At 60.4% G+C, this 14,313-nt stretch carries 8 protein-coding genes and 2 pseudogenes; 3 read left to right on the top strand and 7 right to left on the bottom strand.

Annotated elements, in window-relative coordinates:
• From BZ163_RS02075 to BZ163_RS02045, 7 genes and pseudogenes are all read right to left on the bottom strand, one after another.
• Positions 1-551: pseudogene (locus BZ163_RS02075) on the bottom strand (hypothetical protein); the annotation flags it as partial.
• The gene (locus tag BZ163_RS02070) at positions 544-1,053 is read right to left on the bottom strand and encodes a hypothetical protein (RefSeq protein WP_128869592.1); all 510 of its coding nucleotides are present in this window, start codon (positions 1,051-1,053) and stop codon (positions 544-546) included. The gene BZ163_RS02070 and the pseudogene BZ163_RS02075, both read right to left, overlap by 8 nt.
• Complete coding sequence (locus tag BZ163_RS02065; RefSeq protein WP_128869591.1) at positions 1,053-3,959, bottom strand: toxin VasX; 2,907 nt, start codon at positions 3,957-3,959, stop codon at positions 1,053-1,055. Before BZ163_RS02065 ends, BZ163_RS02070 begins: the two co-directional genes overlap by 1 nt.
• Entirely contained in the window at positions 3,956-4,789 is an 834-nt protein-coding gene (locus tag BZ163_RS02060; RefSeq protein ID WP_161599970.1) for a DUF4123 domain-containing protein, read from the bottom strand. The genes BZ163_RS02065 and BZ163_RS02060 overlap by 4 nt, the downstream gene beginning before the upstream one ends.
• Before the next feature lie 34 nt (positions 4,790-4,823).
• Positions 4,824-6,896: a type VI secretion system tip protein VgrG gene (locus BZ163_RS02055; RefSeq protein ID WP_128869589.1), complete on the bottom strand. Its 2,073-nt coding sequence runs from the start codon at positions 6,894-6,896 to the stop codon at positions 4,824-4,826.
• Between the two features lie 234 nt (positions 6,897-7,130).
• A complete protein-coding gene (locus BZ163_RS02050) occupies positions 7,131-8,495 on the bottom strand; it encodes an MFS transporter (RefSeq protein ID WP_128869588.1) in 1,365 nt (454 codons plus the stop codon).
• 70 nt (positions 8,496-8,565) lie between these two features.
• Positions 8,566-9,762, bottom strand: coding sequence for a fumarylacetoacetate hydrolase family protein (locus BZ163_RS02045; protein WP_128869587.1), 1,197 nt, complete (start codon positions 9,760-9,762; stop codon positions 8,566-8,568).
• A gap of 120 nt (positions 9,763-9,882) precedes the next feature.
• Here BZ163_RS02045 and BZ163_RS02040 point away from each other — a divergent pair, with 120 nt between their 5' ends.
• The 3 genes and pseudogenes from BZ163_RS02040 (at position 9,883) to BZ163_RS02030 (ending at position 14,198) form a co-directional block, all read left to right on the top strand.
• Entirely contained in the window at positions 9,883-10,839 is a 957-nt protein-coding gene (locus BZ163_RS02040; protein WP_128869586.1) for a LysR family transcriptional regulator, read from the top strand.
• Between the two features lie 165 nt (positions 10,840-11,004).
• Positions 11,005-12,552, top strand: coding sequence for a UxaA family hydrolase (locus BZ163_RS02035; RefSeq protein ID WP_128869585.1), 1,548 nt, complete (start codon positions 11,005-11,007; stop codon positions 12,550-12,552).
• A 66-nt stretch (positions 12,553-12,618) separates the two neighbouring features.
• Positions 12,619-14,198: pseudogene (locus tag BZ163_RS02030) on the top strand (aldehyde dehydrogenase (NADP(+))).
• The last annotated feature ends 115 nt before the right edge of the window (positions 14,199-14,313 follow it).

Here is a 14,313-nt window from a genome sequence, read left to right as displayed (position 1 = left end):
CTTTCCCAAGGCACGATCAGCACCCGATGGGTGGTGTCGTCGATATAGCAGACTTCGCGGCGTTGGCGGTTGAAGCGGACCGGGTAGCTTTTGGCCAGGGTTCGGACGTTGGAGAGCATGCCGTAGACGTAGCCTCCAATCGGAAGGATGGCGGCAAGTGAAATAGTGGAAAACACTGTAATTCCGGTGATTAACTCATGTACCGGATCAGTAAAGTTCTCTGGATAGAAAAACATCCCATACGCGACAAAGAAGCTTGGGGCTATAAATGCCATAAACAAAACCATCCAGATCATGATCGCCAGTCTCTTTCCCAGCTCCACCATCCCGTAGTTGCTCCCCCCCAACTCCAGATAGGTTTCGTTCATCGCTGAAAAATTACGCCGAGAGACTTGCGCCTGCCCGGTGTACACCGGCAATGGCGCCAGAAACAGTGTTTCATTCAAGCCCCTGACTCGCAGCTCCCCGGCACGGGGCCGCTGGCTGCGGATGTCCGGTGCCGACTCTGGGGTTTCTGGCGGTTTTCTGCGTTTGAACAGTTGGCTAATCATCGACAGTCGCCATTTCCTCTCGGGTAAATAGCCAGAAAGGGGCCTTGCCGGTGCCGCTGGGCAAGGTTTCCACGGCGTCGAGCGTAAACCGACCCTGGGCCGGCAACCGTACGCCTCGCTCCGTCGCGATGCGCAGGTCGCGCAGGACAAAACAGGTGCGGTGAATCAACTCGCGCTCGGCTTCCAGTTGATAACCGATGTTGAGGGCCAGGGCGAAATCCGACGTTTGCTGGGCTTCGCCGATCGGCAGCTGAAGGGTCAGCGCCTCTTCTTCCTGGCTGACGACAACGGCAACAGCAGCCCATGCCGCGCTGCTTTCCTGCCAGCGGGCGGGCGGTAAGTGCGGACTGTAGGGCCGAGGTAGATCCCGATCGCGGGTTTGCTGATAGGCCTGCAACTGCAATTGGCGACTGTCCATTTCCCGGGTGCGGACACCGGGCAGTCGCAGTTGCAGGTACGTGCGCTGGCCTTCGCGCACCAGCTCACAGGTCGGTTGTTGCACTACCCTGCCAGGGCGCTCCAGTCCTCGGGCAGGCTGCGCTGCAGGTTTTGCGTCCCCCAGGCACTGGCTTGCAGCCATTTTTGCAATGCGTCCAGGTTGAAGTAGTTGTAGAAACCTTCGCCCGTCAGTTGCAGGGCCGTGCCGATCAAACCGACCAGATTGGCTTTGACGCCAATGCTCACAAGCCGAGGACTGGCTTCGGCCCAGGCCAGGGCCCGCAGTTCGACGGGTTTCTTGAGGATCTGGCTGATAATCGACGTCGTGTGTTTGGCGCCCCAGGTGTTGGTGCCCACGAGAATGCCATCACCGGCGATTTGCAGGGTTGTGGCTGCTAAACCTTGGTAATTGCCTTCGGCCAGCGCTTTACCCCATTGCAGGGAATGCTTACCTGAATCGATTGCGGCGGCCATGCCACCCGATATGAAGGCACCAAATCCTGAAATGCCTGTCCAGCGGCCTAGGCGGCTCATGGTATTGAGCTTGCCGGCGGCACTGTTCATTTGCTCGATATGTGCTTGCAAGATCGTCACCGACAGACCTTGTACGGCGGCAAAGCCGGCAGCCGACATCACAACGAATGATTCAAAGAGAGCCCCCCAGTCTGACAAAGAAGTCGTAGTTTTTTTACCGAACGCACTCAACGCCTCAACAAACTTCTGCCCCTGATACACAAACAGCAACAGCGCAATCCCGTCCCCTCCGGATTTCAGGGCGCTACTCAGCGGTTTGCCAAACGTCCCCGTCGCGCGGAAGTCCCGCACAGTACGGTGCATTTCATCACGCAGTGGCGGCGCCATGCCATCGACCACTGTGCCGATTTGCCCCGGACTGCCACTGCCGACGGTCAAGGCCCGGCTGAGGCTGTCTTCCAACGGCGCGAGCCTGGCCTTGAGTTGATTGATGCGCTGGTTGTAAACCTGCTCGCTGCCCGGTGCGGTCAAGCCGTAGAGTTGCCGCGACAACTCACGATGGCGCAGTTTGTAAGTCTCCTTGAGCTGGCCACGCAGGTCGAGGGCGGCATCCCGGGTCTGGTTGAACGCCTGGATTTCGTAAGCCGACGCCGCCCGCAGGGTCAAACCGCTGCGGGAAAATTCGCGTAACAGTTGCAGGCGCGCCGGCTGGCCAAGGTCACGCAGGAAGCTGTTGGGGTTGATGGGTTGTTGTCGTTTAAAATCGCTGTGAGCTCGATCTAACTGATCTGCCGCAAGGAGCTGATGCACTGGGTTATACGCCCCCTCCAATAAACTCTGCAGCCCCCTGAATCGCGTATTCAGATCCACATAGTTGGGCAGCCGTTCGGTCATCAGGCTGTTGAATTGATTGGCCAGCGCATTGACGCTGGCCAGACTGTCCTGCGCCGTGGCGACCCGGATCGAGAAGTTGCTCAGATCCAGGAGCTTCTTGCTCACATCCAGTTGATCGGCGAGGGTCAGGGTTTCCAGCCCCGGCACGACGGTGAGCGGGTGTTGCTCGAGGAAGGCGGCGAGTTTTTCAGTCGCGGCGCGATTACCGCACAGGGCCGCCACGCAGACGAATTCGGCTTCCAGGCGATGCTGGATTTGCGCGTTTTGCTCGAAATCGTAATACCAGGCGGCACGGTGAAAGTAGCCACCGGTAATCATGTTCAAGCGATCTTCGCGAATGGTCTGAAGGCGCTTTTGCCAATGGCTGAGTAGCGTTTGCTGCTGGCGGACGAACGCTTGCATGTCCGCCCGGTTGATTAGGTGATCAATGCCACGCTCCCCGATGGCCTCGCCGTACAACGCTTCCCAGGTTCGCACGTGGAGGGCGGCGATGGTGCTTCGATGTTTTTGCCAAAGCACTTCGCCCAGGCCATCGAGCAGGTTGACGAAGGCGCGTGCGTAAGGGCTGCTTGTCGCCTTTCGCCAATACTGTTCGTCGCCATAGATTGACTGCCCGTTATGTTCGCGTTTGGCCCGTAAGTAATCATGAACTGCTGTTTGCTGTTGCGGGTTGAGGTCCTCCTGCAGGGCTTTGACATCGGGATCCGTGTTGGCCAAGGCCTCCAGACGCGCCGGACTCATCTCATACAAAGACTGGATGTAGGCGCCGGTGAGGTATTGGCGCTGGGCGGCATCGTCGGCGCTCCATTGCTCAATCCAGTCGGCCACCTTCAGTTGTGCGCTGGCCAGATCGCGCATGACGCCAATGTCATCGCGCAAGACCAAAAACAGGTAATCGTCCTGATAAGGACCGAGCACTTTGCTGGTGAGCGCTTCAATCGCAGTTTCCTTAAACAGCGGCGTGTCTTCCCAGCCGTAGGGCTGACGCTCTTGCGGGTCGGCGCCTTCGGGCAATGCCTTGGTGTTCGGGGTGTGCTGCGCCACTTCCGCCAGCCACTTTCCAGCCTGCTGTTTACTCAACAAGTCGGGACCGCCATTGGCCGGACAGGCACTGGCCGGCTCGATGCGTTGCATCAAGCGCTCACGCTCGATGTTGTCCTTGAGCACTTGCGAACACTTGTAAGCCGTCCACTGAATTTCCGAATAGCTGGCAAATAACACGTGTTGTCGGGTGAAGACCAAATGCGGCTCGCCAACCGACGTGGTGCGCGTATCGCCAGCCACTTCCGGGCCCTGCCACAGCAATTTGCTGATCTGTCCTTGTTCAATGCGGTATTCGTGTAGATAGCCGGTGACGTTATCGATGATGTACAGGTAGCCGTCACGCAGTAGGCGGATGCCCAGGGGCTGACTGTCCAGAGAGAACGGCAGGGTCAGTTCGGACGAGGGGTCGAGGCTTTCGACCAGACCGTAGCGCAGCGGCAGCAGCTGCACTTTCTGGCCCATCAAGGGGCACAGCCCGATGGGTGAACGGACGTCCTTGGCACTCTTGGCCATGGCGGCGGTGTTGGCACAGATTTTTGGCGGTTGTCGGGCGGTCACAGTCGATTTCCTTGTGGGTCGGCGGCACGGCTTTGAGCCAGTTCGGCAGCGCGTTGCAAACGCTTCAAGGGGGATTGCGCCGTGGATACCGTCAGCAGCTCGACGATGTCGGGGTGATCGGCCAACGGTTGCCCGGCCAAATAACCGAGAACATTGGCGTAGAGGGTGATTTCCTGCTCCGACGTGAAGCCCTGCCGGTAAGCCTCTTGAGCCACTTGTTGGGCATAACGCAGGTGCTCTCGCACCGGGTATGACGCCATAAACTCGGGAAAATACGTGTGCAAGTGATCACTCAAGCCAAATACCGAACAACGGAATTCAACACCCCCCAGCGCCGTGAGTTCCTGGTCTGTCAGCCGATAGGTGTCGGCGGAGTCTGGCGCGGCGTGATCGGGACGTGCATGCAGGTGCCAGGTCGCTTGAAGACTATCGGGCAAACACACGTGTTCAATGGGGCCAAACCAGCGTGCGGTCTGCGCTTTCTGTGCAAGACCGAGCAATTGATGGATGACCGCGGGGTCGGCTATACGCGGCATTAGCTCAATACCACTCGGGTGTTCGACGGTCAGCAGGCGACGCCAATGCTGACAGAGCATCAGCGCGTCAACCTCACTGAACAGCAGATAGCCCCATTCAAGTGCGGCGTTTTCCTGGTAATACGCCAGCAGTGGATCGTGCGCACCTTTGAGCGAGATCAAATACGGCGAAATGTCCGACAATTCCTGCCAGCGCGAGCCTCGGTACAGGCAATACGCCGGGTTATCCCAGGGGAGCAGACGCTGCGCCAGGTTTGACGCGCTGACACCATCAAGGAGCAAGTAGCCAGGCATCGTCCAAGGCAAATCGTCAGGCAGAGGCGGTAATTCAAACATTGGCTTGACCACGCTGTTGTTGAGCGGCTTCGCAAACCGCACAGATCGGCTTTTGGGCCATCAGGGCCAAACGCTGCGTCTGAGGTAACAAGGGCACTTGAAGGGCGACTGATGCAGCTTGTTCAGCCGACAACGCCAGGAGTGGCGGGAGACCCGCCATGGGTACCCCACCCTGGACAATGGCCACACTGCTGAAAATTCCGCCCGAATTGATCACGATGTAATGACCGCCGGCCTTGAGCGTCAGGCTCATCCCCGCATCGATCACCACGTTGGCCGCGGTGACGTGGGCCTGCGCACCGGCCTGGATCACCAAGGTGCCGCCTGCCGTCGTGCTGCTGTTGCCGGTGATGGTGATCAGTTCATCGCCGCCGATCACGGTGTTGCGCACGCCTTGGGTGGTGTGCAACTCGTCGCCCTTGATCAGGCTGGCGCTGTGGTTGTCCACCTGTTCAAAACGGTCGTTGCTGATCAGGCTGTGGCTGTCGCGAGTGATCTGTTCGCGACGGTCGTTACCGATCTTGGTGTCGCTGTCGTTGAGGATCAGTTGCTCGACATCGCGCTGCGCCCGCAGGTAGATTTTTTCCTGCCCGGCGCGGTCTTCAAGCGACAGCTCGTTGTAACCACCGGTGTGCGGGGAGCTGTGGCTACGCAAGACGGTTTTGGTTTGGTGTTCGGGCAACGAATACGGCACGGAGGTGACGGCGTTGGCCACACACCCGGTGATCAACGGTTGGTCGGGGTCGCCTTCCAGGTAGGTCACCACGACTTCCATGCCGATGCGCGGGATGGTCACGGCACCGAAACTTTCCCCCGCCCAGCTGGATGACACCCGTAGCCAGCAACTGCTTTTTTCACTATTGAGTTCGGCCCGATCCCAAGGTAGCTCGACCCGGACACGGCCATGTTCATCACAATAAATCTCTTCGCCGACAGGCCCGGTGACCCGGGCGGTCTGGCTGACCAGCGCCGGTCTTTGTGCAGGTATCGGTGGCCGATAAAACACGTCCCAGGGAATGGCGCTGAAACTGTTGCGATAGCCTTGGGTAAAGTCGTCTTCAGGTTTGACGTCGCTGGTGATGGCCTCTTCCAGTGATTGAGGTTGTCGCCCAACGTGATGAAGGCTTACCAGCAACCACAAATCGTTGCAGGTTTTGCGCGGGTGTTCGGTCAAGTCGAAGAAGTAACCGCTGCGCAGCGCGGGTTGATCACTCTTGCCCTCGGCCAGCCGGTAATCGGCACGGTGCCGCTCCAAGGCTTGGCGAGCGAGTTGTTTGCCGCGGTTATCGTTCTTGATGAACACCGGGTAACGATAGTCTTCAAGCTCAGGGCTGAACTCGGCGCTGAAGCGGCTCTCCAGCAGCAGACTCGGCCGTTGCAGGTCATAGTCCCGGCGCGTGACCGTGCTGGTGCGGGTGCTGAGACGCAGGGAAAACTGGCTGACGACCGGGTTGTCCGCCACCATGCCGGAGTCTTGCTGATAAGGGGTTTCGCCCAGTTTGGGGAACCAGGTCTGGTCGTCGCTGAACACCAGCAGATGACCGTCTGCCGAATGTTGGTGATGCCAGGCGATGCCGTCCTCGGCGCACAGGCGCTGGACGAACTCGAAGTCGCTTTCCCCGTATTGCGTGCAGTACTCCCGCTCGGGACTGTCGCTGACATGGAAGGCAAACGCATCGGCCTGAATGCCGTGGCCCTTGAACACCTGAGCGATGATTTGCGGCACGGTCAGGTGCTGGAAAATCCGTTGGTTGTGGCTGAACTGCAGGTAGTGCAACGTCGGAACCAGGGTCAGGTGATAACGGGTCAGGCGCTTGCCGGCCTCCCCCACCAATACGTCTTCGATACGGCCATGAAGGCCTTCGCCATCAAGACCGAACTGGAGAAACGCGGGCTGGCCGAGCAGGCTCTCCAGATCGAAATCCGGGTGTTCGCTGACCAGTTCCACGTGGATCGCATACAAGGCGCTGATGGCCTCGACACCGTCAAAGGCGAGGACGTTGAAATCGTTACGAACCGTGGGGATGTGCAACGAAAAATGCGCCGTATTGGCCGACTGGAACATACGCTTTTCCTTAAGCAGAGAGGAAATGAAGCGCGATGTCCAAACCGTCCATGGTCTGTGCACGCGAAATTGGCGGGCACACTAACAAGAAGGGGCAAGAATGAATGCCGGAAAAATCCACTGATCACGTCGGAAATTTCCGTATTTCAGGACGTTTTATTTTGAATGAACAAAAAAAACCGAAGCCCTGAGGGCTTCGGCGATTTTTATCTATCTAGGGGCGAACTGTTCCTTTCACCCGTTCGAAGCTGCCCGGCCCCGACTCGCCACCCCGTCCAAAGGGCTTTGCTCAACCCGCGATGGCCCCTTCGGCGTCCGCAACGTCCATAGCAGATACACCCCCACCAGCCCCGCCGCCGACAGTGACAACATGCCTGCACGGGGATCGGTGAACCAGACCTCCATATTGGCCTTGAGCATGGGCGCGACGAAGCCGCCGATATTGCCCATGGAACCGATCAGCGCAATACCGCCTGCCGCGGCGACCCCTCCCAGATAGCCGGTAGGCAGGGTCCAGAACAGCGGCTGAACCGTCACGAAACCGGCCGCTGCGAAGCAGAATGCCAGCAGTACCGGGGCAAAACTGTTGAGCAATGCCGAGGCGGCAATACCCAAGGCTGCCATGCCCAGCATGCACATCGCCATCTTCAGGTGCGCCCCATGCCGGTCGGCATACCGCGTCACGAAGTACATGGCGACGGCGGCGCACAGCCACGGCAGCGAAATGAACATGCCCACCTTGAACCCGACGGTGGTGCCCAGCAGCTCGGCGATCCGCGTCGGCAGGTAAAAGATGACCCCATACACGCTGACCTGGACGCTGAAGTAGATCAGGATGAACTTCAGCACTCGCTTGTTGCGCACCAGGCCCAGCAGGTTGCTCGGGCCATGGGCCAGTTTGAGCTTGTCTTCAGCTTCCAGCTCCTGGCTCAGGGCCGCCTTCTCCTCGCGGGTCAGCCAAGGGGCGTCCTGTGGTTTGCTCTTGAGGTAGAACAGCGCAATGATCCCCACGACGACAGCCGCCAGGCCTTCCACGAGGAACATCCACTGCCAGTTGGTCAGGTTGAACATGTCATGCATTTCCAGCAACCAGCCCGACAGCGGACTGCCCAGCATCAGGGCCATCGGCAAGCCGAAATAGTAGATGCCGATGGCCTGGCCGCGACGCTGGGCGGGAAACCAGTAGGTCAGGTACAGGATCACACCCGGGGAAAAGCCGGCTTCGGCCACGCCGAGCAGAAAGCGCAGCACGTAAAACGTTGTTTCATCCCGGGTGAACATCATGGCGGCGGACACCAGCCCCCAGGTGATCATGATCCGGCTCAGCCAGAGCCGTGCACCGACCCGGTGCAACATCAGGTTGCTGGGAACTTCGAAGATCGCATAACCAATAAAGAAAATACCCGCGCCCAGGGCGAAGGCGGCATTGCTCAACCCGATATCGGTTTGCAGCGCGGCCTTGGCGAAACCGACATTGGAGCGATCGATCATTGCCAGGGCAAACATCAACGCCAGGAACGGCAACAGCTTCCATCGGCACTTGGCGATGGCGCTCTCGATGGCAGCCGCGTGATCGGCTCTTGCTGTGTTTTTGCTCATGATTTTTGTGCCTTGTTATTATTGTCCAGCGACCGCTGTTTTTATCTGCCAGCAACTTCTGGCAGGCCAATCAGTGGTGTGATTTGCCTGTCACCAGTCCGCGAGCCGCCAGGTTGCCCATCAATGCACGCAGGCCGTATGTCCATGGCGTGGCCTGATCGCTGCAGGTGACGCGATTGTGCAGGGCACCCAGCAACGGACTGCCGATGCTGACGCTGTCGCCCTGCTTGTGGGTAAAGCCACTGCCCTGCTCCTCACGATCCTGGGTCGGCGCAAACAGGGTGCCGAGGAACAGCATGAAGCCATCCGGGTACTGGTGATTGCTGCCCACGGTCTGGGCCACCAGTTCCAGCGGGTCGCGACTGATCTGCGCCATCGAACTGCTGCCGCGCAGGACGAAACCGTCATCGCCTTCGACCACCAGGTCGACCACGCAGCGGCGCACGTCATCCAGCGTAAAGCCTTCGTCGAACAGGCGAATGAACGGGCCGATCGCGCAAGACGCATTGTTGTCCTTGGCCTTGCTCAGCAACAAGGCGCTACGGCCTTCGAAGTCGCGCAGATTGACGTCGTTGCCCAGCGTCGCGCCGAGGATCCGGCCATGGCTGTTGACCGCCAGGACGATTTCCGGCTCCGGGTTGTTCCATTTGGACTCGGGGTGAATACCGACCTCATTGCCGCTGCCGACGGAAGCCAGGACCGGTGCCTTGGTGAAGATTTCGGCATCAGGGCCGATGCCCACTTCCAGGTATTGCGACCACAACCCCTGCCCGATCAACACGGTCTTTAATCGCGCCGCTTCACTCGAACCCGGTTTGATCGAGCGCAGGTTATCACCGATAGCCGCCTTGACCACGCTGCGCACGCTCTCGGCCTTGACCGCATCACCACCGGCCTGCTCTTCAATCACCCGCTCGATCATACTGGAGGCAAACGTTACGCCGGCGGCCTTGATCACCTGCAGGTCAGCCGGCGGCAGCAGAAAAGCGCTGGCGGGATCGCAGTTCACTCCGGTATTGGCCAACAGTTCTTCAACACTGCCGATGAATCGGCCGCGAGCACTGCGCACAGCCTCGAGTGGCGACGGGCTCTCGAGCAAATCGCTCAAGGTCGGGAAGTGCTGCGACAGATCAAACACGCCATCGGCGCGCAGCACCACTGGCGACGGGCCAGCAGTCTCTCCCGGCACCCAGGCACGACCGATCAGGGTGCCTTCCAGCCCGTCGATCGGGAGGGTGTTGTTACAGGTCAATTTCAGCTTTGGCATATGCAGGTCCAGGTCAAATTCGATGACGACCGGGCAAAACTAGTGGACTGGGTTGATAAATCCCAATGACATATTCTCAGCATTTGATATCGTTTCGTTATCAACCGAATTGAGCGTTCCATGGAAAACGACGAGATTTCATACGCCAGCGTCAGCAAATGGCTCAAGATCAAGCACCTGGTGCTGGTCGATACGTTGGCCCGGACGCGCAACATGCATACGACTGCCGAGCTGATGAACCTGACCCAGCCCGCCATCAGCAAGATGTTGCGCGACATCGAACTGTTGCTCGGCTTTGCCTTGTTCGAACGGCAAACCCGCAGCATGGTCCTGACCGAGCTCGGCGAGTTTGTGGTGCGCTATGCGCGGATGACCCTGGACGACACGCAATCCTTCGTCGATCAGCTTAATAAGCTGCGCAAAGGCGGACATGGCCATTTGAAAGTCGGCGCGATATTCGCCGCGACCTCGGTCGTGCTGCCCGAGGCCATCACCCGGATCAAGCTGGATGTGATGCTGTCCATCGAAGTGATCGAGCAAACCAGCAACCAACTGCTGGAGATGCTCCAGCATAAAAAGCTCGACCTGATCATTGCCCGCTTCACCGATGAACGTTACCAGCAGCCGTTCGAATATCGCGCGCTGGGGCCCGAGCCCTTTTGCCTGGTGGTCAACAGCCGCCATCCGCTCGCACAGTTCGACGAAGTGGCGACCGACCAGCTCGGCGATTGGCCCTGGGTCATGTACCCCTTCAACGCCCCTATCCGTCGACGGATGGAAAGTGCCTTCACCGAGTTCAATGTACGCATTCCGACCAACACCGTCGAAACCATCTCGATGCCGACCTTCCTGCAACTCCTGCAATCGGGACCGATGCTCGCGATGTTGCCCGAGTCCATGGTCCAGTCCCAGGTCCAGAGCGGTTTGCTCAAGGTGCTCAACACGCCGTTCAAGGTCGAACCCCAGGACTACGGCGTCATCACGCGCAAGGACGAGCCGCTGTCCGAAGCGGCCCGGGAATTCGCCGACACCTTGCTGGAATTCGCCCGGCTGCGACGGGAAGCCGGCGACCGATGAGCGATATTTCACTCAAAAATCCTTGAACCAATGAGAAAAGGTTATCGATCAATCCAAAGGTCTCATTAGGCAACGCTGTCCCGGGGCTCTTATAGTGCGGCAACAAAGGTAAGGCGCAGCCCGTTTGCCAGCGACCCCCACCGCTTCATAGCCAGTGAGTTTGCGATGCAATTGATCATGAAAACCGGGGCAGCCGCCGTGCTGCGCCTCAATCCTCTGGACGATGTGTTGATCGCCCGTCGGCCGTTGGTGGCGGGTGAAGTACTCGAGCAGGAAGGCGTGACCGTACGCCAGCCGGTACCCGCCGGCCACAAGATCGCCGCACGCCGAGTCGAAGCCGGCCAGCCCTTGCGTCGCTACGGTCAGATCATCGGTTTTTCCACCGGGGTTGTCGAAGCCGGCGATCACGTGCATGTGCACAACCTGACCATGGGCGATTTCGCCCGCGACTATGCCTTCAGCGTCGATGTCAAGCCCGACCAGCCGTTGAACGACGAGCCCGTGTTCATGGGGATCGTGCGCCAGGATGGTCGAGTGGCGACTCGCAACTACATCGGTATCCTGACCTCGGTCAATTGCTCGGCCACCGTCGCCCGTGCCATCGCCGACCACTTCCGACGCGACATCAACCCTGCCGCGCTACTGGCGTACCCCAACGTCGATGGTGTAGTGGCCCTGACCCATTCCGCCGGCTGCGCCGTGGACCCCGCCGGCGAAGGCCTGGCCCTGTTGCGCCGGACATTGGCCGGCTACGCCACCCACGCCAATTTTGCCGCCGTGCTGGCGATCGGTCTGGGCTGCGAAACCAATCAGATCGAAGGGTTGCTCAGCACTCAGGGCCTGAGCCGCAGCGATACCCTGCGCACCTTCAGCATCCAGGACAGCGGCGGTACCGCCAAAGCGGTCGCCAGCGGCATCGCCCAGGTCAAGACGTTGCTTGAGGGGGCCAACCAGGTCAAGCGCGAACCCGTGAGTGCCCGGCACCTGGTGATTGGCTTGCAATGTGGCGGCTCGGATGGTTATTCCGGAATTACCGCCAACCCTGCGCTGGGTAATGCCGTGGATCGCCTGGTGGCCTGCGGGGGTACGGCCATCCTGTCGGAAACCCCGGAAATCTATGGCGCCGAACACCTGCTGACCCGCCGGGCCGTCAACCGCGCGGTGGGCGAAAAACTGATTGCCCGGATCCATTGGTGGGAAGCGTATTGCGCACGCATGGGCGCAGAGCTGAACAACAACCCTTCGGCCGGAAACAAGGTCGGCGGCTTGACCACCATCCTCGAAAAATCCCTGGGGGCTGTCGCCAAGGCAGGCTCCAGCAACCTGGTGGATGTCTATGAGTACGCCCAGGTGGTGAGCGCCAAAGGCCTGGTGTTCATGGACACCCCAGGCTACGACCCGGTGTCGGCTACCGGCCAGGTCGCCGGTGGCGCCAACCTGATCGCCTTCACCACCGGACGTGGCTCTGCCTATGGTTGCGCGCCCTCGCCGTCGATCAAACTGGCGACCAACAGCGCCTTGTGGAACCGCCAACGCGAAGACATGGACATCAACTGCGGCGAAATCGCCGAAGACACCCTGACCATCGAAGAATGCGGTGAAGCCATCTTCAAACTCATGCTGCGCATTGCTTCGGGCGAACGCAGCATGAGCGAGCAGCACGGTTACGGGCAGAACGAATTTGTGCCCTGGCAGATTGGCGCAGTCACCTGAATCCCCGCTCTCCTCCCCTGTTGTCCTGACATCCCCGCAAGGGGACATCCTTTACTGGAGCCAGAAATGTCCACGATTATCGGCCACAACTACATCGGCGGGCAGCGCAGCGCTGCCGGCACTGTCATCGTCAAAAGCCTCGACGCCCGCACCGGCGAAGCTTGCCCCACGATTTCCACCAGGCCACCCTGGCAGAAGTCGACGCCGCCGCCAAGGCTGCCGCCGCCGCTTACCCGGCCTATCGCAGCCTGAGCGCCGAGCGCCGGGCACAGTTTCTCGACGCGGTGGCCGATGAACTCGATGCCCTGGGCGATGAGTTTGTCGCCCTGGTCTGTCGCGAAACCGCGTTGCCGGCTGCACGGATCCAGGGCGAGCGCGGTCGTACCAGCGGCCAGATGCGGCTGTTCGCCAAGGTGCTGCGGCGCGGTGATTTCTACGGTGCGCGGATCGATCAGTCTCTGCCGGAACGCCAGCCGGCACCGCGTCCCGACCTGCGCCAGTACCGCATCGGCCTCGGACCGGTGGCGGTGTTTGGCGCGAGCAACTTTCCCCTGGCCTTTTCCACGGCCGGCGGTGACACCGCTTCGGCATTGGCCGCCGGTTGCCCGGTGGTGTTCAAGGCCCACAGCGGGCACATGGCCACGGCCGAACGGGTCGCCGATGCGATCCTGCGCGCTGCGGAAAAAACCGCGATGCCGGCGGGCGTGTTCAACATGATCTACGGCGCCGGGGTCGGCGAAGCGCTGGTCAAGCATCCGACGATCCAGGCGGTCGGTTTCACCGGCTCGCTCAAGGGTGGCCGGGCATTGTGCGACATGGCCGCGGCTCGTCCCCAGCCGATCCCGGTGTTCGCCGAAATGTCGAGCATCAACCCGGTGATCGTGCTGCCCCAGGCCCTGGCCGCGCGCGCTGAAAGCGTGGCCCGCGACCTGAGCGCTTCGGTGGTACAGGGTTGCGGCCAGTTCTGCACCAATCCGGGCCTGGTGCTCGGGATTCGCTCGCCGCAGTTCAGCGCCTTCGTGCAGCAGGTGGCCGGGTTGATGGCCGATCAGCCGGCGCAGACCATGCTCAACGCCGGCACCTTGAGCAGCTATGGCAAGGGCCTGCAAAAACTCCTCGCGCATCCCGGCATCGAACACCTGGCCGGCCGCCCGCAGGCGGGGAATCAGGCGCAGCCGCAGCTGTTCAAGGCGGATGTCAGCCTGTTGCTCGAGGGCGATGAAGTGCTGCAAGAGGAAGTGTTCGGGCCGACCACGGTGTTCGTCGAAGTCGCCGATCAGGCCCAACTCAGTGCCGCGTTGCACAAGCTGCATGGGCAACTGACGGCGACCATCATTGGCGAGCCGGCGGATTTTGCGCAGTTCGGCGAGCTGACGGCAGTGCTGGAACAGAAGGTCGGGCGGATCCTGCTCAACGGTTATCCGACCGGTGTGGAAGTCTGCGATTCGATGGTCCATGGCGGGCCGTATCCGGCGACGTCGGATGCGCGCGGGACGTCGGTGGGTACCCTGGCGATCGATCGCTTCCTGCGGCCGGTGTGTTTCCAGAACTACCCGGACAGCTTGCTGCCCGAAGCCCTGAAGAATGCCAATCCGCTGGGCATCCAGCGCCTGGTGGACGGCCAACCCACCCGCGACACCCTCTAACGGCCGAGCCCCCCTGTAGGAGCTGGCTTGCCAGCCGAACTCAGCTCTTCGCTACCGGACCTGCGCGGCCGATCCCCGTTGGTGGAGAAACACCCACCGCCCCCCATTATTGCTC

This window comes from Pseudomonas sp. VI4.1, assembly GCF_002029345.1.
GTDB lineage: Bacteria > Pseudomonadota > Gammaproteobacteria > Pseudomonadales > Pseudomonadaceae > Aquipseudomonas.
The sequence above is the reverse complement of the archived record's forward strand: the minus strand, read 5'-3'. Positions and strand labels throughout refer to the sequence as shown.

Coding starts and splice junctions, on each gene's coding strand:
- BZ163_RS02060 (WP_161599970.1), bottom strand. CDS start 4,789: ATGCCTGGCTACTTGCTCCTTGATGGTGTCAGCGCGTCAAACCTGGCG.
- BZ163_RS02050 (WP_128869588.1), bottom strand. CDS start 8,495: ATGAGCAAAAACACAGCAAGAGCCGATCACGCGGCTGCCATCGAGAGC.
- BZ163_RS02040 (WP_128869586.1), top strand. CDS start 9,883: ATGGAAAACGACGAGATTTCATACGCCAGCGTCAGCAAATGGCTCAAG.
- BZ163_RS02045 (WP_128869587.1), bottom strand. CDS start 9,762: ATGCCAAAGCTGAAATTGACCTGTAACAACACCCTCCCGATCGACGGG.
- BZ163_RS02035 (WP_128869585.1), top strand. CDS start 11,005: ATGCAATTGATCATGAAAACCGGGGCAGCCGCCGTGCTGCGCCTCAAT.
- BZ163_RS02055 (WP_128869589.1), bottom strand. CDS start 6,896: ATGTTCCAGTCGGCCAATACGGCGCATTTTTCGTTGCACATCCCCACG.